At 53.5% G+C, this 20,258-nt stretch carries 20 protein-coding genes; 16 read left to right on the plus strand and 4 right to left on the minus strand.

Annotated elements, in window-relative coordinates:
• Positions 1-66: 66 nt before the first annotated feature.
• From phoB to malZ, 5 genes are all read left to right on the plus strand, one after another.
• Positions 67-756: a phosphate response regulator transcription factor PhoB gene (gene phoB, locus ABVM99_RS10795; protein WP_000113918.1), complete on the plus strand. Its 690-nt coding sequence runs from the start codon at positions 67-69 to the stop codon at positions 754-756.
• Between the two features lie 69 nt (positions 757-825).
• Positions 826-2,121: a phosphate regulon sensor histidine kinase PhoR gene (phoR, locus tag ABVM99_RS10800; RefSeq protein ID WP_023194558.1), complete on the plus strand. Its 1,296-nt coding sequence runs from the start codon at positions 826-828 to the stop codon at positions 2,119-2,121.
• Positions 2,122-2,529: 408 nt separating this feature from the next.
• The gene (brnQ, locus tag ABVM99_RS10805; protein ID WP_000149625.1) at positions 2,530-3,849 is read left to right on the plus strand and encodes a branched-chain amino acid transporter carrier protein BrnQ; all 1,320 of its coding nucleotides are present in this window, start codon (positions 2,530-2,532) and stop codon (positions 3,847-3,849) included.
• A 74-nt stretch (positions 3,850-3,923) separates the two neighbouring features.
• On the plus strand, positions 3,924-5,294 hold the full coding sequence (gene proY / locus ABVM99_RS10810; protein ID WP_001727981.1) for a proline-specific permease ProY: 1,371 nt from the start codon (positions 3,924-3,926) through the stop codon (positions 5,292-5,294).
• A gap of 161 nt (positions 5,295-5,455) precedes the next feature.
• Positions 5,456-7,273 carry a maltodextrin glucosidase gene (malZ, locus tag ABVM99_RS10815; RefSeq protein ID WP_052938342.1) on the plus strand — a complete coding sequence of 606 codons (1,818 nt, stop codon included), beginning with the start codon at positions 5,456-5,458 and terminating at the stop codon, positions 7,271-7,273.
• A 71-nt stretch (positions 7,274-7,344) separates the two neighbouring features.
• On the opposite strand, the gene ABVM99_RS10820 is transcribed toward malZ, so the two are convergent.
• A complete protein-coding gene (locus ABVM99_RS10820; RefSeq protein WP_000244731.1) occupies positions 7,345-7,947 on the minus strand; it encodes a peroxiredoxin in 603 nt (200 codons plus the stop codon).
• A gap of 209 nt (positions 7,948-8,156) precedes the next feature.
• Positions 8,157-8,738 (minus strand): ACP phosphodiesterase, encoded by a 582-nt coding sequence (gene acpH / locus ABVM99_RS10825; RefSeq protein WP_001009858.1) that lies wholly within the window; start codon positions 8,736-8,738, stop codon positions 8,157-8,159.
• Positions 8,739-8,831: 93 nt separating this feature from the next.
• Between acpH and queA the strand changes: the two genes are divergently transcribed.
• From queA to ABVM99_RS10870, 9 genes are all read left to right on the plus strand, one after another.
• Positions 8,832-9,896, plus strand: a complete 1,065-nt coding sequence (gene queA, locus ABVM99_RS10830) for a tRNA preQ1(34) S-adenosylmethionine ribosyltransferase-isomerase QueA (protein ID WP_001266530.1) — start codon at positions 8,832-8,834, stop codon at positions 9,894-9,896.
• Between the two features lie 196 nt (positions 9,897-10,092).
• On the plus strand, positions 10,093-11,220 hold the full coding sequence (gene tgt, locus ABVM99_RS10835; protein ID WP_000667305.1) for a tRNA guanosine(34) transglycosylase Tgt: 1,128 nt from the start codon (positions 10,093-10,095) through the stop codon (positions 11,218-11,220).
• A gap of 22 nt (positions 11,221-11,242) precedes the next feature.
• Positions 11,243-11,575 carry a preprotein translocase subunit YajC gene (gene yajC / locus ABVM99_RS10840; protein ID WP_000007628.1) on the plus strand — a complete coding sequence of 111 codons (333 nt, stop codon included), beginning with the start codon at positions 11,243-11,245 and terminating at the stop codon, positions 11,573-11,575.
• A gap of 27 nt (positions 11,576-11,602) precedes the next feature.
• Positions 11,603-13,450 carry a protein translocase subunit SecD gene (secD, locus tag ABVM99_RS10845; protein ID WP_000934811.1) on the plus strand — a complete coding sequence of 616 codons (1,848 nt, stop codon included), beginning with the start codon at positions 11,603-11,605 and terminating at the stop codon, positions 13,448-13,450.
• A gap of 10 nt (positions 13,451-13,460) precedes the next feature.
• Complete coding sequence (secF, locus tag ABVM99_RS10850) at positions 13,461-14,432, plus strand: protein translocase subunit SecF (protein ID WP_000046629.1); 972 nt, start codon at positions 13,461-13,463, stop codon at positions 14,430-14,432.
• A 144-nt stretch (positions 14,433-14,576) separates the two neighbouring features.
• Complete coding sequence (locus tag ABVM99_RS10855) at positions 14,577-14,942, plus strand: VOC family protein (RefSeq protein WP_000793035.1); 366 nt, start codon at positions 14,577-14,579, stop codon at positions 14,940-14,942.
• Between the two features lie 25 nt (positions 14,943-14,967).
• A complete protein-coding gene (locus ABVM99_RS10860; protein WP_000198318.1) occupies positions 14,968-15,660 on the plus strand; it encodes a YafY family protein in 693 nt (230 codons plus the stop codon).
• 168 nt (positions 15,661-15,828) lie between these two features.
• Entirely contained in the window at positions 15,829-16,176 is a 348-nt protein-coding gene (yajD, locus tag ABVM99_RS10865; protein ID WP_000974818.1) for an HNH nuclease YajD, read from the plus strand.
• A 437-nt stretch (positions 16,177-16,613) separates the two neighbouring features.
• Positions 16,614-16,721 (plus strand): type I toxin-antitoxin system toxin Ldr family protein, encoded by a 108-nt coding sequence (locus tag ABVM99_RS10870; protein WP_000176312.1) that lies wholly within the window; start codon positions 16,614-16,616, stop codon positions 16,719-16,721.
• A gap of 83 nt (positions 16,722-16,804) precedes the next feature.
• On the opposite strand, the gene ABVM99_RS10875 is transcribed toward ABVM99_RS10870, so the two are convergent.
• A complete protein-coding gene (locus ABVM99_RS10875; RefSeq protein WP_000752021.1) occupies positions 16,805-17,668 on the minus strand; it encodes a nucleoside-specific channel-forming protein Tsx in 864 nt (287 codons plus the stop codon).
• 299 nt (positions 17,669-17,967) lie between these two features.
• A complete protein-coding gene (locus tag ABVM99_RS10880) occupies positions 17,968-18,507 on the minus strand; it encodes a DUF3251 domain-containing protein (protein WP_000198486.1) in 540 nt (179 codons plus the stop codon).
• A gap of 151 nt (positions 18,508-18,658) precedes the next feature.
• On the opposite strand from ABVM99_RS10880, the gene nrdR reads away from it, so the two are divergent.
• Positions 18,659-19,108 carry a transcriptional regulator NrdR gene (gene nrdR, locus ABVM99_RS10885; RefSeq protein ID WP_000543533.1) on the plus strand — a complete coding sequence of 150 codons (450 nt, stop codon included), beginning with the start codon at positions 18,659-18,661 and terminating at the stop codon, positions 19,106-19,108.
• A gap of 3 nt (positions 19,109-19,111) precedes the next feature.
• A complete protein-coding gene (ribD, locus tag ABVM99_RS10890) occupies positions 19,112-20,215 on the plus strand; it encodes a bifunctional diaminohydroxyphosphoribosylaminopyrimidine deaminase/5-amino-6-(5-phosphoribosylamino)uracil reductase RibD (protein ID WP_023195349.1) in 1,104 nt (367 codons plus the stop codon).
• The last annotated feature ends 43 nt before the right edge of the window (positions 20,216-20,258 follow it).

Genomic DNA, 20,258 nt, shown 5'->3' on the forward strand with positions numbered 1-20,258 from the left:
TAAATCTGTCATAAATCTGACGCATAATGGCGCGGCATTGATAACTAACGACTAACAGGGCAAATTATGGCGAGACGTATTCTGGTCGTAGAAGATGAGGCGCCGATCCGTGAAATGGTGTGCTTCGTGCTCGAACAAAATGGCTTTCAGCCCGTAGAAGCCGAAGATTATGACAGTGCGGTGAATAAACTTAATGAACCCTGGCCGGATCTCATCCTTCTTGACTGGATGTTGCCCGGCGGGTCAGGGTTACAGTTTATTAAACATCTCAAACGTGAAGCCCTGACCCGGGATATTCCGGTGGTTATGCTGACCGCAAGAGGTGAGGAAGAAGATCGTGTGCGCGGACTGGAAACCGGCGCTGACGATTACATTACCAAGCCGTTTTCCCCCAAGGAGTTGGTGGCGCGCATTAAAGCCGTTATGCGGCGCATCTCGCCGATGGCGGTCGAAGAGGTGATCGAGATGCAGGGACTGAGCCTTGATCCCGGCTCTCACCGCGTGATGACCGGCGACAGCCCGCTGGATATGGGGCCGACCGAATTTAAATTACTCCATTTCTTTATGACGCACCCGGAACGGGTTTACAGCCGCGAACAGCTACTCAATCATGTCTGGGGCACCAATGTGTACGTTGAAGACCGGACGGTCGACGTGCATATTCGCCGTTTGCGTAAGGCGCTGGAGCACAGCGGCCACGACCGGATGGTGCAAACGGTACGCGGGACAGGGTATCGTTTTTCGACCCGCTTTTAATGCCTTTTCCGCCAGTAGAACACAGGTTTCTGGCGGAGAAGGCTTTCCATTCTTGAGGGAGTATGACGCGTGCTGGAACGGCTGTCATGGAAAAGGCTGGTGCTGGAGCTGGTGCTCTGTTGCATCCCCGCGCTTATCCTTAGCGCTTTTTTTGGTTATCTGCCGTGGTTTTTACTGGCGGCGGTGACGGGACTGCTTATCTGGCATTTCTGGAATTTATTACGCCTCTCCTGGTGGCTTTGGGTCGACAGAAGTATGACGCCGCCGCCGGGACGGGGAAGTTGGGAACCGCTGTTATACGGTTTACACCAGATGCAGTTGCGAAATAAGAAGCGTCGCCGCGAGCTGGGGAACCTGATTAAACGTTTTCGCAGCGGCGCGGAGTCGCTGCCTGATGCCGTGGTACTGACCACAGAAGAGGGCGGCATTTTTTGGTGTAACGGTTTGGCGCAACAGATACTGGGGCTACGCTGGCCGGATGACAACGGGCAGAATATTCTCAATCTACTGCGTTATCCGGAGTTTACCCAGTATTTAAAAACGCGTGATTTCACCCGTCCGCTTCATTTGGTGCTCAATACCGGGCGGCATCTGGAGATCCGCGTCATGCCTTATACCGATAAACAACTCCTGATGGTGGCGCGCGATGTGACGCAAATGCATCAGCTTGAAGGCGCCAGACGTAACTTTTTCGCCAACGTTAGCCATGAGTTGCGTACGCCCTTGACGGTATTGCAAGGCTATCTGGAAATGATGCAGGAACAGGCGCTGGAAGGGGCGACGCGAGAGAAAGCGCTGCATACGATGCGCGAGCAAACGTATCGTATGGAAGGGCTGGTAAAACAACTACTTACGCTGTCTAAAATTGAGGCGGCCCCGGCGCTGTTATTAAATGAAAAAGTGGATGTACCGATGATGCTGCGGGTCGTGGAGCGTGAAGCGCAGACGCTCAGCCAGCAGAAACATACCTTTACGTTTGAGGTCGACGATAGTCTTAGCGTTCTGGGCAATGAAGAGCAGCTACGTAGCGCGATCTCAAACCTGGTGTATAACGCGGTAAACCATACGCCGGCGGGAACGCATATTACGGTGAGCTGGCGACGTGCCGTGCATGGCGCTGAATTTTGCATTCAAGATAACGGTCCGGGGATTGCTGCCGAGCATATTCCTCGTCTGACCGAACGCTTCTACCGCGTCGATAAAGCGCGTTCGCGGCAAACGGGCGGCAGCGGCCTGGGATTGGCGATTGTGAAACATGCGTTGAATCACCATGAAAGCCGCCTTGAAATCGACAGTTCGCCTGGCAAAGGAACGCGATTTAGCTTTGTGCTGCCGGAACGTTTAATTGCCAAAAATAGCGATTAATTGCCTTTCGTAAGTATAACTTTCCATAAGCCAGCGGATGCTGGCTTATTTTCTTTGCAGTTAAGACGGGCTCGTTGAAACATTCAACGTTTGGTGATTTTTTGTTCGCATGATTAGCCATAACTTTTTCATGAGAATGGTGTTTTATTCTGGTTGTAAATTTCATATCGCTATATTCATCTGGTTTTTAGATCCCACCTTGCTTTAAAACGTTATAAGCGTTTAAATTGCGCTTCAGGTGCTGTCATTACGACTGCATTTGCGCGGTAAATCGAAAAACAATTCTTCGCCGCATCGGTCCGGGAGCTTTTCCCGCTGAAATTGATAAAAAACGCCGCTTTATAATCCTCCGGGAAAGGCAAAAATTTTAATGTTTACAACATCACCATCCACAGGCAGTAAGACTTTATGACCCATCAGTTAAAATCGCGCGATATCATCGCCCTGGGCTTTATGACATTTGCGCTGTTCGTTGGCGCAGGCAATATTATCTTTCCTCCTATGGTCGGTTTGCAGGCGGGTGAACACGTCTGGACAGCCGCTATTGGTTTTCTGATTACCGCCGTAGGGCTACCGGTTCTTACTGTTGTGGCGCTGGCGAAAGTCGGCGGCGGCGTAGACAGCCTCAGTACGCCGATTGGTAAAGTGGCGGGACTCCTGCTGGCGACCGTTTGCTATCTGGCCGTCGGGCCGTTATTTGCGACGCCGCGTACCGCGACGGTGTCGTTTGAGGTCGGTATCGCTCCGTTGACCGGCGATTCTGCAATGCCGTTGCTGATTTACAGCGTGGTCTATTTCGCTATCGTTATTCTGGTTTCCCTCTATCCGGGTAAGCTGCTGGATACGGTGGGGAATTTCCTGGCGCCGTTGAAAATTATTGCGCTGGTCATCCTTTCCGTCGCGGCTATCGTTTGGCCTGCCGGTCCAATCAGCAACGCCCTTGACGCTTATCAGAATGCGGCCTTTTCTAACGGATTTGTGAACGGCTATCTGACGATGGATACGCTGGGCGCGATGGTGTTTGGTATCGTTATTGTGAACGCGGCGCGTTCTCGCGGCGTTACCGAAGCGCGCCTGTTGACGCGTTACACGGTCTGGGCCGGCCTGATGGCGGGCGTGGGGCTGACGCTGCTTTACCTTGCCTTGTTCCGCTTAGGTTCTGATAGCGCGACGCTGGTCGATCAGTCAGCGAACGGCGCGGCGATTCTTCATGCCTACGTTCAGCATACCTTTGGCGGCGCGGGAAGCTTCCTGCTGGCGGCGCTGATCTTTATCGCGTGTCTGGTGACGGCGGTGGGGCTGACCTGCGCCTGCGCTGAGTTTTTCGCGCAGTATATTCCGCTGTCTTACCGCACGCTGGTCTTTATTCTCGGCGGCTTCTCTATGGTGGTGTCAAACCTCGGACTGAGCCATCTGATTCAAATCTCCATTCCGGTGCTGACGGCCATCTATCCGCCGTGTATCGCACTGGTTGTATTAAGTTTTACCCGCTCATGGTGGCATAATTCCACCCGTATCATCGCGCCGGCCATGTTTATCAGTCTGCTTTTTGGTATCCTTGACGGCATCAAAGCATCTGCTTTTGGCGATATGCTGCCAGCCTGGAGTCAGCGTTTGCCGCTGGCGGAACAGGGACTGGCGTGGTTGATGCCAACGGTGGTGATGGTGATCCTGGCGATTATCTGGGATCGCGCGGCGGGTCGGCAGGTGACCTCCAGCGCTCACTAAAATCGCTGACATATGTGTACACCACGGGGCTTAACGCCCCGTGGTTTTTTATTGTGTTGATAGGTCAGAAATTGATGGAAAGCAATAATAAGCTAAAGCGTGGGCTGAGCACCCGGCACATTCGCTTTATGGCATTAGGTTCGGCAATCGGCACCGGCCTGTTTTACGGCTCGGCGGACGCCATCAAAATGGCGGGGCCGAGCGTGCTGTTGGCCTATATTATTGGCGGGGTCGCGGCATATATCATTATGCGCGCATTGGGGGAAATGTCCGTTCACAACCCTGCCGCCAGCTCATTTTCGCGCTATGCGCAGGAAAACCTCGGCCCGCTTGCGGGCTATATTACCGGCTGGACCTACTGTTTTGAGATCCTGATCGTCGCCATTGCCGACGTGACCGCGTTCGGCATTTACATGGGAGTCTGGTTCCCCGCCGTGCCGCACTGGATTTGGGTGCTTAGCGTGGTGCTGATCATTTGCGCCATCAACCTGATGAGCGTCAAGGTGTTCGGCGAGCTGGAGTTTTGGTTCTCCTTCTTCAAAGTCGCCACCATTATTATCATGATTGTCGCGGGTATCGGCATCATTGTGTGGGGAATTGGCAACGGCGGGCAGCCGACCGGCATTCATAACCTGTGGAGCAACGGCGGCTTCTTCAGCAATGGCTGGCTGGGAATGATCATGTCGCTGCAAATGGTGATGTTCGCTTACGGCGGGATTGAGATTATCGGTATCACCGCCGGGGAAGCGAAAGACCCGGAGAAATCCATTCCGCGCGCCATTAACTCAGTACCGATGCGTATCCTGGTATTTTATGTCGGCACGCTGTTCGTCATTATGTCTATCTATCCGTGGAATCAGGTCGGCACAAACGGCAGTCCATTTGTGCTGACGTTCCAGCATATGGGGATTACCTTTGCCGCCAGCATTCTGAACTTTGTGGTATTGACCGCCTCGCTTTCCGCTATCAATTCTGATGTGTTTGGTGTAGGCCGTATGCTGCATGGTATGGCGGAGCAGGGGAGCGCGCCGAAAATCTTTGCTAAAACGTCACGCCGTGGTATTCCGTGGGTTACTGTGCTGGTGATGACGATTGCGCTGCTGTTTGCGGTTTACCTGAACTACATCATGCCGGAAAACGTCTTCCTGGTGATTGCTTCGCTGGCGACGTTTGCGACGGTATGGGTATGGATTATGATCCTGCTGTCGCAAATCGCTTTCCGTCGTCGTTTACCACCGGAAGAGGTAAAAGCGCTGAAGTTTAAGGTGCCGGGCGGTGTCGTAACGACGATAGCGGGTCTGATTTTCCTGGTCTTCATTATTGCGCTTATCGGCTACCATCCGGATACCCGCATCTCACTGTACGTGGGCTTCGCCTGGATAGTTCTGCTGTTGATTGGCTGGATGTTTAAACGCCGTCGCGACCGTCAATTGGCGCAGGCGTAGTCGTTTTTCTCTGCCTTATCCGGTCTGCAGGCAACGGTAGACCGGATAAGCGGAGCCGCTTCTCCTCCTGGAGCCTCCTCCCCTAATAAACCCCTGGATGATGAGTTATCCTTTAAATCTCTGTGGCAAGGTGGCCCCATTTTCAGTAGAGGGGATACGAGATGTTGAATGCCTGGCACTTACCGGTTGCCCCATTTGTGAAGCAACATAACGATAAATTAACCATTACGCTGTGGCTGAGCGGAGAAAATCCGCCGTCTCGCGTGACGTTGCGCTCAGAATTCGATAATGAAGAAATCTCACTGGCGATGCGCAAACAGCGCCGCCAGCCGCAGCCGGGCGTGACGGCGTGGCGAGCGACGCTCAATATCGCGTTAGGGCAGCCCCGTCGCCGTTACAGCTTTAAATTGCTTTGGCACGACCGCCAGCTTTGGTTTACGCCACAGGGATTTAGCCGTTTTCCGCCTGCGCGTCTGGAACAATTTGCCGTTGATGCGCCGGATAGCGGCCCGCAGTGGGTCGCCGATCAAATTTTTTATCAGATCTTCCCGGATCGTTTTGCCCGCAGCCAGTCTCGTGAAGCCGGGCAGGATAAGGTGTATTACCACCATGCTGCCGGTCACGACATCGTGCGTAAAGAGTGGGATGAACCGCTCACCCCCCAGGCGGGCGGTTCCACCTTTTACGGCGGCTGTCTGAATGGCATTTGTGAGAAGCTGCCGTATCTGAAAACACTGGGCGTCACAGCGCTATATCTGAATCCGGTATTTACCGCGCCGAGCGTCCATAAGTACGACACGGAAGATTATCGCCATGTCGATCCGCAATTTGGCGGCGATCGGGCGCTGCTGCGCCTGCGGCGTGAAACCCAGGCGCAGGGCATGAGGCTGGTGCTGGATGGCGTGTTTAATCATAGTGGCGACTCGCATGCGTGGTTTGACAGGCATAACCGCAGCACTGGCGGCGCGTGCCATCACCCGGACTCGCCGTGGCGCGACTGGTACTCCTTTTCACCACAAGGCGTGGCGCTGGACTGGCTGGGTTATCCGAGCCTGCCGAAACTCGATTATCAATCAGAAACGCTGGTCGATGAGATCTATCGCGGTGAGGACAGTATCGTTCGTCACTGGCTAAAGGCTCCGTGGAATATGGACGGCTGGCGGCTGGATGTCGTACATATGCTGGGCGAGGCGGGCGGGGCGCGCCATAATTTGCAGCACGTCGCCGGTATTACCCGGGCGGCAAAAGAGGCGCAGCCCGAAGCCTATATTGTGGGGGAACATTTCGGCGATGCGCGGCAGTGGCTACAGGCCGATGCGGAAGATGCCGCCATGAATTATCGCGGCTTCACCTTCCCGCTGTGGGGATTTCTCGCCAATACTGATATCGCTTACGAACCACAGCATATCGATGCCCGGACCTGTATCGCGTGGATGGATAACTACCGCGCCGGGCTGTCACATCAGCAACAACTACGCATGTTTAATCAACTCGACAGCCATGATACTGCGCGCTTTAAAACCCTGCTCGGTAAAGACGTGGCGCGCCTGCCGCTGGCGGTGGTCTGGCTGTTTACCTGGCCCGGCGTGCCATGTATTTATTACGGCGATGAAGTCGGCGTGGACGGCGCAAATGACCCCATGTGCCGCAAACCGTTCCCGTGGGATGAACGCAGGCAGGACGGCAACTTGCTGGCGCTGTACCAGCGTATGGCGAAACTGCGTCAGCGCAGTCTGGCGCTGCGTCGTGGCGGATGCCAGGCGCTGTATGCCGAAGGTGACGTAGTGGTATTCGTGCGAGTTTATCAGCAGCAGCGGGCGCTGGTGGCGATTAACCGGGGCGAGGCCTGTGAAGTGGCGCTGGAAGCGTTGCCGTTGCTGAACGTGGCCGGATGGCAATGTAAAACGGGAAGCGGTGACATCCGCGAGGGAAGACTTAGTTTACCCGCGATTTCCGCGACCGTATGGATGAATCGTTGAGGCGAGGTGGTTCGTAACACCTCACGCATAAAAAAGGCTCGCGATTGCGAGCCTTTTATCAATGTACTGACTTACAGGCTGGAAATGTTCTCAGCCAGGTATTTAGCCACGCCGTCCGGAGAGGCGTTCATGCCTTCTTTGCCTTTTTCCCACTGCGCCGGGCAGACATCGCCGTGCTCTTCGTGGAACTGCAGCGCGTCGACCATACGCAGCATTTCGTCGATGTTACGACCCAGCGGCAGATCGTTTACGACCTGATGGCGAACAATACCGTTAGCGTCAATCAGGAAAGAGCCGCGCAGCGCAACGCCTTCGTCCGGATGTTCGATACCGTAAGCTTTCTGAATTTCACGCTTCACGTCAGCAACCATTGCGTATTTCACCGGGCCAATGCCGCCTTTATCGACAGGGGTGTTACGCCATGCGTTGTGGACGAACTCAGAGTCGAAAGAAACGCCGACCACTTCAACGCCGCGCTTCTGGAATTCTTCATAACGTTTATCGAAGGCGATCAGCTCAGACGGGCAAACAAAAGTGAAGTCCATCGGCCAGAAGAACAGAACGGTCGTTTTACCATTGGTGTGCTGTTTGAAGTTGAATTTGTCAACAATCTCACCGCTACCCAGTACCGCCGCAGCGGTGAAATCCGGGGCCTGACGAGTAACCAGTACCATAATAATTCTCCTGCAATATTAAGGGTTTTAGAACGCAACGCGGGCAGTATAGGGAGGGCGAAGCGACAAAACAATGCGGTCTTGACAATCAATGAGACAGCTTTTGCCTATCGATCGGGTCATTATAAATCGTAATGATGACCCCTTTATGACAGCGAACCATCTTTCTGCCAACGGCGGATCTGACGCACGCCCTCGCTATCAGGCCGTCACAGCGCTTTGCGGGCGGCCTGTGCCATCATACGCGGATAAAAATGCCAGAAGCGCTCTTCTAACGCGTCGTAGTGCGCGTCCAGATCGTACCAGGAATCACGCAAGGCATCCAGCCGGGGACGGCGATTCGCCATGCCATTCAGCACGTTTTGAATGAAATCCATATCGCGATACCGCTCTAACCATTTTTCTGACCAAAGATAATCATTCAGGTTGACAAAGCGCGGCGGGGAGTCGGGCAAAATCGTCGCGACCTGCGCATGGGCGTAGCCGACAAACGCCTGAAGTGGAAAATCAGGAGAGATTTGCGTCCAGTGGCGCGATAAAAAATGATCCCACATGACGTCCAGCGTAATGGGCGCCACGCGCCGCGTTTCATGGCGGAACCACTCTCGCGCCTCACGAACTTCCGGCAGGTTGTCGGTCATGACGTCAATACGCCGATGCATATAAATACCCTCTACCACGTCAGGAGGATAATGCGTTGCCGGGTTACCGCGGACAAAATCGGCCAGCAGATTACCGGAAAGCGAGCTGTCGGCAAGGTGCGCCAGATGCAGGTGAGCAAGAAAATTCATTATTGATTCTCTGTCCAAAAAGCGGGTAACGGTTGCAGCGGGAACGCCCCGGCACTAGACTACCCGCCTCTTATTTTAGTCTGAGTCAGAGTCATGCGCGTTACCGATTTTTCCTTTGAACTACCCGAATCCCTGATTGCCCACTACCCACAGCCGGAACGCAGTCGCTGCCGTTTGCTGTCATTAGAGGGGCCGACGGGCGCGCTGACGCACGGTACTTTCACCGATCTGCTCGATAAGCTCAACCCTGGCGATTTGCTGGTCTTCAATAATACCCGCGTGATCCCGGCGCGGCTCTTTGGCCGTAAAGCCAGCGGCGGCAAGATAGAAGTGCTGGTCGAACGTATGCTCGATGATAAACGCATCCTGGCGCATATTCGCGCTTCTAAAGCGCCAAAACCGGGCACGGAACTGCTGCTGGGCGACGACGAAAGTATCCACGCGACCATGACCGCGCGTCACGGCGCTCTGTTTGAAGTTGAGTTTAATGACCCGCGTCCGGTGCTGGATATTCTCAACGCCATCGGCCATATGCCGTTGCCGCCGTACATCGACCGTCCGGACGAGGACGCCGACCGCGAACTGTACCAGACGGTCTACAGTGAAAAACCGGGCGCCGTCGCCGCGCCGACCGCAGGGCTGCACTTTGATGAGCCGCTGCTGGCGGCGCTTCGTGAGAAAGGTGTCGAAATGGCGTTTGTTACGCTACACGTAGGCGCGGGCACTTTCCAGCCGGTGCGTGTCGACACAATCGAAGATCACATCATGCACTCCGAATATGCTGAGGTGCCGCAAGAGGTAGTCGACGCGGTGCTGGCGGCGAAAGCGCGCGGCAACCGGGTTATCGCCGTCGGCACGACCTCGGTACGCTCGCTGGAAAGCGCGGCGCAGGCGGCAAAAAGCGATTTGATAGAGCCGTTTTTCGGCGATACGCAAATCTTTATTTATCCAGGTTATCAATACAAAGTGATTGATGCGCTGATCACCAACTTCCATCTGCCGGAATCGACGTTGATTATGCTGGTTTCCGCATTTGCCGGTTATCAACACACCATGAATGCCTATAAGACTGCGGTAGAACAAAAATATCGCTTTTTTAGCTACGGGGATGCGATGTTTATCACGTACAATCCGCAGGCTATTTCTGAGCGTCCGTAAGAAGGCTATCTCACTTGCCATTTTGACGCCGGGCAGTGCTCACCATCCTCACGTACTGCGTGTACGCTCCGGTGGCTGTGCGCTGGTCGACCCCAAACTGGCTGCGCCGATGACGCCTTCGGGAATTTATTAGCTATGGAATCATTCCGTAGCGAGTCGTTAAACGTCGGACTGTTTTTCTGACGCAGGAGTGATAATGAAATTTGAGTTAGATACCACCGATGGTCGCGCGCGTCGCGGTCGTCTGGTGTTTGATCGTGGCGTAGTGGAAACGCCTGCCTTTATGCCTGTGGGTACTTACGGTACGGTAAAAGGCATGACGCCGGAAGAAGTGGAAGCGACCGGCGCGCAGATTATTCTCGGCAACACTTTCCACCTGTGGCTGCGCCCGGGTCAGGAAATCATGAAGCTGCATGGCGATCTGCACGATTTCATGCAGTGGAAAGGGCCGATTCTCACCGATTCCGGCGGCTTCCAGGTCTTCAGCCTCGGCGATATTCGTAAGATTACCGAGCAAGGCGTGCACTTCCGTAACCCGATCAACGGCGATCCGATTTTCCTCGATCCGGAAAAGTCGATGGAGATCCAGTACGATCTCGGTTCCGATATCGTGATGATCTTTGATGAATGTACGCCGTATCCGGCAGACTGGGACTATGCTAAACGCTCGATGGAGATGTCGTTGCGTTGGGCGAAGCGTAGCCGCGACCGTTTTGATAGCCTTGGCAATAAGAATGCGCTTTTTGGCATCATTCAGGGCAGCGTTTACGAAGATTTACGCGATATCTCGGTGAAAGGTCTGGTAGAGATTGGCTTTGATGGCTACGCTGTCGGCGGTTTGGCTGTCGGTGAGCCGAAAGCAGATATGCACCGTATTTTGGAGCACGTTTGCCCGCAGATCCCGGCTGACAAACCGCGTTACCTGATGGGCGTGGGTAAACCGGAAGATCTGGTGGAAGGGGTGCGTCGCGGTATTGATATGTTTGACTGTGTCATGCCAACGCGAAATGCCCGTAATGGTCATCTGTTTGTGACCGACGGCGTGGTGAAGATTCGTAATGCAAAGCATAAGAGCGACACCAGCCCGCTTGACGCCGAGTGCGATTGCTACACTTGTCGCAATTATTCACGCGCTTACTTGCATCATCTCGACCGTTGCAACGAAATATTAGGCGCGCGTCTCAATACCATTCATAACTTGCGTTACTACCAGCGTTTGATGGCGGGTTTACGCAAGGCTATTGAAGAGGGTAAATTAGAGAGCTTCGTAACCGAGTTTTACCAACGTCAGGGGCGACCCGTTCCACCTTTGAACGTTGATTAATTTTAATAATGAGGGAATTTGAATGAGCTTTTTTATTTCTGATGCGGTAGCGGCAACAGGTGCTCCGGCGCAGGGCAGCCCGATGTCTCTGATTTTAATGCTGGTGGTGTTTGGTCTGATTTTCTATTTCATGATCCTGCGCCCGCAGCAGAAGCGCACCAAAGAGCACAAAAAGCTGATGGACTCCATTGCGAAAGGTGATGAAGTTCTGACGAATGGCGGTCTGGTCGGTCGAGTGACCAAAGTAGCGGAAGCCGGCTACATTGCCATCGCGCTGAATGACACCACGGAAGTGGTTATCAAACGTGACTTCGTAGCTGCCGTTCTGCCGAAAGGCACCATGAAGGCGCTGTAATATTTCGTTTTCCCAAAGGGAACTGCCGTGTTAAACCGTTATCCTTTGTGGAAGTACATCATGCTGGTCGTCGTGATTATCGTCGGCCTGCTTTACGCACTTCCCAACCTGTATGGTGAGGATCCGGCTGTTCAAATCACTGGCGTGCGCGGCGTCGCCGCCAGTGAGCAAACGCTGATCCAGGTCCAGAAAACGTTACAAGAAGAAAAAATTCCCGCTAAGTCTGTGGCACTGGAAGAGGGCGCTATTCTTGCGCGCTTCGACACCACCGATACCCAGCTACGCGCCCGTGAAGCGCTGATGAGCGTGCTGGGGGATAAATATGTCGTGGCGCTTAACCTTGCGCCGGCTACGCCGCGCTGGTTGGCGGCTATTCACGCCGATCCGATGAAGCTCGGTCTTGATCTGCGCGGCGGCGTTCACTTCCTGATGGAAGTGGATATGGATACCGCGTTAGGTAAACTCCAGGAACAAAATATCGATAGCCTGCGCAGCGATCTGCGTGAAAAAGGCATTCCTTATACCACCGTTCGTAAAGAAAATAATTATGGGCTGAGCATCACGTTCCGTGACAGCAAAGCGCGTGATGAGGCGATCGCCTATCTGACGCCGCGTCATCGTGACCTGGTGATTTCCAGCCAGAGCGGCAATCAACTTCGCGCGGTAATGACCGATGCGCGCCTGAGCGAAGCGCGTGAATACGCCGTTCAGCAGAACATTAATATTCTGCGTAACCGTGTTAACCAACTGGGCGTCGCGGAGCCTGTCGTACAACGCCAGGGCGCAGACCGTATTGTGGTTGAGCTGCCGGGTATCCAGGATACCGCTCGCGCGAAAGAAATTCTCGGCGCGACCGCGACGCTGGAATTCCGTCTGGTGAATACCAACGTTGACCAGGCCGCCGCTGCTGCCGGGCGCGTACCGGGCGATTCCGAAGTGAAACAGACCCGCGAAGGTCAGCCGGTGGTATTGTACAAACGCGTGATCCTCACCGGCGACCATATCACCGACTCGACGTCCAGCCAGGATGAATATAACCAACCGCAGGTTAACATCTCGCTGGATAGCGCAGGCGGCAATATCATGTCTAACTTCACTAAGGACAATATCGGCAAACCGATGGCGACCCTGTTTGTGGAGTATAAAGACAGCGGTAAGAAAGACGCTAACGGTCGCGCCGTACTGGTGAAACAGGAAGAGGTGATTAACATTGCCAACATCCAGTCTCGGCTGGGTAACAGCTTCCGTATTACCGGTATCAGCAACCCGAACGAAGCGCGTCAGCTCTCGTTGTTGCTGCGTGCGGGTGCCCTGATTGCGCCGATTCAGATCGTTGAAGAGCGCACCATTGGCCCGACTCTGGGTATGCAAAATATTAAGCAGGGCCTGGAAGCCTGTCTGGCCGGTCTGGTGGTCTCCATCCTGTTCATGATCTTCTTCTATAAGAAGTTTGGTCTGATTGCGACCAGCGCGTTAGTGGCTAACCTGGTGTTGATTGTCGGTATCATGTCGCTGTTGCCGGGGGCAACGCTCAGTATGCCGGGGATTGCGGGTATCGTGTTAACCCTTGCGGTGGCGGTCGACGCCAACGTTCTGATTAACGAACGTATCAAAGAAGAGTTGAGTAATGGCCGCACGGTACAGCAGGCGATAAACGAAGGCTATGCCGGCGCCTTCAGTTCCATCTTCGATGCGAACATCACGACGCTGATTAAAGTCATCATTCTGTATGCTGTCGGTACCGGGGCAATTAAAGGGTTCGCGATTACGACCGGTATCGGTGTGGCGACGTCGATGTTTACCGCGATTATCGGTACGCGTGCTATCGTAAACCTGCTATATGGCGGCAAGCGCGTCACTAAGCTGTCAATCTGAGGAGTGCGATGTGGCACAGGAATACACTGTTGAACAACTAAACCACGGCCGTAAAGTCTATGACTTTATGCGCTGGGACTTCTGGGCATTCGGCATCTCCGGGCTGTTGCTGATCGCGGCCATTGTCATTATGGGCGTACGCGGGTTTAACTGGGGGCTGGATTTCACCGGTGGCACGGTAATTGAAATCACGCTGGAAAAACCGGCTGAAATGGACGTGATGCGCGAAGCGCTGCAAAAAGCGGGCTATGAAGAGCCGCAGTTGCAGAACTTTGGCAGCAGTCACGACATTATGGTGCGTATGCCGCCAACCGAAGGTGAAACCGGCGGTCAGGTACTGGGTAGCAAAGTGGTGACGATCATTAATGAAGCCACCAACCAGAACGCGGCCGTGAAGCGTATTGAATTCGTGGGGCCAAGCGTGGGCGCCGATCTGGCGCAAACCGGCGCCATGGCGCTGCTGGTGGCGTTGATCTCTATCCTCGTTTATGTCGGTTTCCGCTTTGAGTGGCGACTGGCGGCAGGGGTGGTCATCGCGCTGGCGCACGACGTGATCATTACGCTGGGGATACTGTCGCTTTTCCATATCGAGATTGACCTGACCATTGTGGCATCGTTGATGTCGGTGATCGGTTACTCGCTGAACGACAGTATTGTGGTCTCCGACCGTATTCGTGAAAACTTCCGCAAAATCCGTCGCGGGACGCCTTACGAAATCTTTAACGTGTCGCTGACCCAGACGCTACACCGTACGTTGATTACCTCCGGTACGACGTTAGTGGTAATTCTGATGCTGTACCTCTTCGGCGGTCCGGTACTGGAAGGCTTCTCGCTGACGATGCTGATCGGTGTCTCTATTGGTACGGCATCTTCTATCTATGTCGCATCGGCGCTGGCGCTGAAACTCGGTATGAAGCGCGAGCATATGCTGCAGCAGAAAGTCGAAAAAGAAGGGGCGGATCAGCCGTCCATTCTGCCGTAAACACGTATTTAAGTGTTATCTGAATCCCGGTCATGCGATCGGGATTTTTTTTATGTACCATGACGATAAACATTACTGACAGTATGCTGTCAGGAGCCCTGCCATACACTCCTCATGAATTTACCCACACTCGCAGGAGGATGTATGAAAAACTTGATTAACTGGTTTGAAATTCCAGTTACTGATATGGCGCGTGCAATCGCCTTTTATGAGCAAGTGATGCAGATATCGTTACGTCGGGAAACCATGGATGGGGCGGACCTGGCCGTATTCCCGTATGCTGAACCCGGACCCGGCGGAGCGCTGATAAAGCAGGATGATGTCGCTCCAGTTGCGCAGGGAGTCGTTATTTATCTGCATACCGCCGATTTGTTAGCCTCGATTGAACGTGTCGTCCTTGCTGGTGGTAAGTGTGTTCTGGAACCCATGGTTCCCGGAGATGACATTGGAACCATCGCGTTGTTTATTGACAGCGAAGGTAACCGAATAGGTTTACATCAACCTGCGTGATATTTGCTAAATGTAGAGAGTCAATATGACCAGACGCGCTGACCGTTTGTTTCAGATCGTGCAAATTTTGCGGGGTAGACGACTGACGACGGCAGCGCTGTTGGCACAGCGGCTTGCGGTTTCTGAACGGACAATTTATCGCGATATTCGCGATCTGTCGTTATCCGGTGTGCCTGTCGAAGGTGAAGCGGGGAGCGGATACCGTTTAATGGCGGGTTTTGATCTGCCGCCCTTGATGCTTACCCATCGTGAATCGGAAGCACTGATGGTGGCTATACGGTTATTGAAAACCTGGGGCGGCGATTCGCTATCGCGCGAGCTTGAATCCGCCCAGGAAAAAGTGTTGGCTATTTTACCGGAAGAGAGCCGTCGTAAAGCGGAGCAGACACGGATTTACGCTCCGGATTTGGGTACATCTCCACATTCGCGCAGCGCGTTTGATCTTATCCATCAGGCCGTTTCGGCGCAGCAGGTGTTGGCGCTACATTATCGTGATGAAGCGGGGCATCTCTCTTCGCGGGATATACAACCGCTGGGATTGTTTTTCTGGGGAGAGCACTGGCTACTGGTTGCCTGGTGTGAGAGACGGGAAGACTATCGGTGTTTTCGCCTCGATCGCTGTTTACAAATTACTCCGCTTAACCGGCGATTTCGTGAAACAATCGACCGTTCTTTGCGTGATTTTTTGCGAAAAGTCGAGCACGAAAAAATGCCGTAAGATGTGATAGCGATACTCCAACGCTTGTAAAACGGGTTGATTGGTCATCAGTTTGCCTGAAATGGCCTTCCTTACCTGGATATATAAGTTGCACAGAATCATTGCTAAAAGCCCGGCTTCGCGGGAAACTGCGCATAACTCTTTGTATTATTCAGGTACCTGTTAATTATGGCTATCATCCCCAAAAACTATGCGCGCCTGGAAAGCGGCTATCGTGAAAAAGCGCTGAAGCTGTTTCCGTGGGTATGCGGACGTTGTTCCCGTGAGTTTGTGTATTCAAATCTGCGTGAGCTGACGGTGCATCATATCGATCATGACCACACCAATAATCCGGAAGACGGCAGCAACTGGGAGCTATTGTGCCTCTACTGCCACGATCATGAGCATTCTAAATATACCGAAGCCGATCAGTACGGTTCGACGGTCATTGCCGGGGAAGATGCGCAAAAAGATGTCGGCGAGGCGACTTATAACCCGTTTGCCGATCTGAAAGCGATGATGAACAAAAAGAAATAAGCAGGCTGCTGACAAAGCTGTTGGTGCTGTTGAATGTTAGGTTACGCTTCGCTCCACCCAACGGAATCCGCAATATAAATGAATTATTGGTTTTCGTAGGTCGGATGCAATCCGACATTTTTTCAGCCCCGGAGTTTGTCGCCAGCCCCAAACGTCCTGTAACGCATACATTGTCACTGGAATCCCGATCGCAAGGTTGGGATTTTTTTGTTTTTAAGTCCTGCCGATACTGGCGAGCAGAGTAGAATCAGCGGTAAGCCGGGGCAACCCGGTGAGGCGCAATGTTGCGGGGGCTTGATCCCCGGTGGCCTTGTCGCTGGAAAGAGAAAACCCCCGCACGTTGTTCGGTATTCACCGGCAACATTACGGGGGCTAACTTGACCCTAGACAAGTTGAGGATAGCCGCGAACCGTTGCCATTGCAACAAAGGCGGCAATATGACGCTCACAGAGTTGAGCATTACTATCTGGCATGATCTGGCGGCACCAACGCTGGTCGGGATTGCGACAGGTCTGTTTTTAGGCTGGTGGCATCGCCGGAAGTAATGTGAAGTGGGCGCGACTCGCCGCCGCATGGCAGCATGCGCCCGAAACGGGCCAGAGGGCGACCTCTGGCCTTTTTTGCAGGTTTAGAAGTTGTAACCCACGACCAGGTAGCCGCCCCAGCCGGTAGATTTCGCGCTGAAATCGCCGTCGCCCCAGTTCAGTTTTGCGCCATTCTGCCACTGTCCGCCGTTATGGAAGTAACGCGCAACGACCGAGTAGTGCCAGTGATCGTAGTTCAGCGCCAGGATATGGCTGGAAGCGATGGAATTGCTGGTACGGTTCGGATCGTCGCCTAAATCAGATCCCCAGTCAAAGTTGGTAAAGCCGATATAGCTCAGTTTACCGCCCCACAGATCGGTGATGGGGACGAAGTATTTCACTTTGAAACGGTAGCCGTCCCATTCGTTTTCATTGGAAGCACCGTAGTTTTGCCACTGATATTTCGCATACACGTTCAGCGACAGGCCCATCGGCAGGCCGGTGTCGATATCGGTCCCCAGACCCATATACCACGTGCTCTGGCGGCTGGCTTTGTTATCGCCCATATCGTAGATGTAGTTGTTGGCGAAATACCACTCTTTAAACGGGCCGAAGCTCAGGTCTGCGCCGGTCAGCTTATCAATCGAGAAACGCGGTTCGATTTCCATGAACAGCGGAGAACCGTCGGACCAGATACCTTTATCGTTGCCGTTACCCCAATCAAAGGTTTTGGGAATATCGATATAGCCGTAGAAATCAAACCAGTCTTTTTTGGCAAATGCTTCATATTCCAGATAGACGTCGTTGTTCAGCTTCGGCGAGAAGCGGGTATGGTAGCTGCCTACTACGTTTACACTCTGGTGCCACCAGTCGGACAAATACTGCGGCTGATCATTTTCTGCTGCGTTAGCAGTAAAAGATGAGGTGAGCGCCAGCGCTGCGCTGACTGCGAGTAAAGTTTTTTTCATATGTATGCCACTGTTTGAAATCCCTTGCGGGAGTGAAAAGAACGCAATTTGCGTTTCTAAATATTTCGTGTTTCTGCGGAGCCTATTATAAAAATCATTGCTCACAAAAATATGTCTTGTTTCACATATCTATCATTTACGTAATCGATTGCGTTCACGTTTGCGCACTTTAGGCGAGGCGACAGTACTATCTTTCATGAATATTACCAATCCATGTCATAAATGACGGAAATGTCAGTAGGGCAACAAAAGTCGTGCGGGGGATGTTGCGGAACGCACAAAACGCTCCGCCAGAACGTTTATTGATTAACAGGCTGAATATCATGGATGCGAATGAAGCCTAACTGCGCCGGTGTGATCCCCTTCAACGGTAACGAAATATTGACATCACTGGGCGCCAGCAAACTGGCAGGGGCATTTACCAGAAGGCTCTGTGCATTCACCTCCTGATAGTTCTCCGTAGTGCCCTGAATTTGCCCGTACTCTACGGTAGCGCTGAATGCCGGCAGCGGATCGCGGGACTCGCCCTGAATGCGTAACGTTGCGTGAGCGCCGTCTGCGACAGGCGTAATTTCCAGCAATGTCATACGTAGCGTACCGATCTGACTCTCCAGCCGGGCAGGCGTATTGGCGCCAGGCAACAAATAGACGCCGCGGGTTGACTCCGCATTCAGCTTATTTTGTTGGGTAATTTTTACCGTTTCCTGATTCAGTTGGGTCATCTCTTTATTCAGGGTGCTAATGCTTTGATGCATCTGGCGAACTTCGCTCTGCGGCGCGCAGGCGGTCAGGCTCAAGAGACTTCCCACCAGGAGAATTCTTAGGTAACGTCTTGTCATGTCGATCATTTCCTTCGTGGTCCGATAGCGTAATGGTAGTGCGCTATACGCACAAAGGCACCGATCCTTTATCTCAAAAGCGCTCCGCCTTTGTTGTCGCGCCAGTTCAGGGTAAAATAGTGTTTTCTAAATCATCTGGTCAGGACGCCGTATGCATTGCCCATTTTGTTTCGCCGTAGATACCAAAGTCATTGACTCTCGTCTTGTAGGCGAGGGCTCGTCCGTGCGCCGCCGTCGGCAGTGTCTGGTGTGTAATGAACGCTTTACGACCTTTGAAGTGGCTGAACTGGTCATGCCGCGCGTGATAAAAAGCAACGATGTGCGCGAACCCTTTAATGAGGATAAGCTGCGTAGCGGCATGTTGAGAGCGCTGGAAAAAAGACCCGTCAGCGCAGATGATGTTGAAATGGCATTGAACCATATTAAGTCACAATTACGAGCCACTGGGGAGCGTGAAGTTCCCAGCAAGATGATTGGCAACCTGGTCATGGAGCAGCTGAAAAAACTCGATAAAGTCGCGTATATTCGCTTTGCCTCCGTCTATCGCAGTTTCGAAGATATCAAAGACTTTGGCGAAGAAATCGCTCGCCTACAGGACTAAGCCATGCAGGATGAGTTTTACATGGCGCGAGCGCTAAAACTGGCGCAGCGTGGACGTTTCACCACTCACCCGAACCCTAATGTCGGCTGTGTCATTGTTAACAATGGCGACATCGTCGGCGAAGGTTATCACCATCGCGCCGGAGAGCCGCACGCCGAGGTTCATGCGCTGCGGATGGCGGGCGCAAAAGCCAAAGGCGCAACCGCCTATGTCACGCTTGAACCCTGTAGCCATCATGGGCGAACGCCGCCATGTTGCGATGCGCTGATTGCGGCCGGCGTCGCGCGCGTGGTCGCCGCGATGCAGGACCCGAACCCACAGGTCGCCGGGCGCGGACTGTATCGTCTGCAACAGGCGGGTATTGCGGTCAGCCACGGGTTAATGATGAGTGAAGCGGAGGCGCTCAATAAAGGCTTCCTCAAACGGATGCGTACCGGATTCCCTTATCTTCAGCTTAAACTGGGCGCCTCCGTGGATGGACGGACGGCGATGGCCAGCGGCGAAAGCCGGTGGATCACCTCGCCGCAGGCCCGGCGCGACGTTCAGCGCTTGCGTGCGCAAAGCCACGCTATTTTAACCAGTAGCGCGACGGTATTGGCTGACGATCCGGCCTTGACGGTGCGTTGGACAGAGTTAGACGCTTCTACGCAGGCGTCTTACCCGCAGGAAAATCTGCGCCAGCCGGTGCGAATTGTTATCGACAGCCAAAACCGGGTAACGCCTGCGCATCGTATTGTGCAGCAGCCTGGCGAAACGTGGATTGCGCGTACCCAGGAAGATAGCCGCACGTGGCCCGATTCGGTTCGTACTATCAGCGTGCCGGCGCACAACGGACATTTGGATCTGGTTGTGCTGATGATGCAGTTAGGCAGGCAGCAGATTAATAGCATATGGGTTGAAGCCGGACCGGGACTGGCGGGCGCGTTGCTGCAAGCCGGGCTGGTGGATGAACTGATTGTCTATGTCGCGCCTAAATTGTTGGGAACCCAGGCGCGGGGATTATGCGAATTGCCGGGGCTTGAGAAGCTCGCCGACGCACCGCAATTTACCTTCAGCGAAATACGACATGTCGGCCCGGATGTTTGCCTGCATATGGTGAGCGCATGAGTTCTCCCGTCGAAAGGGGAGCAGCGCTCAAATTATTATGATA

Source organism: Salmonella sp. SJTUF15591 (assembly GCF_043356435.1).
Classification (GTDB): Bacteria; Pseudomonadota; Gammaproteobacteria; order Enterobacterales; family Enterobacteriaceae; genus Salmonella; species Salmonella enterica.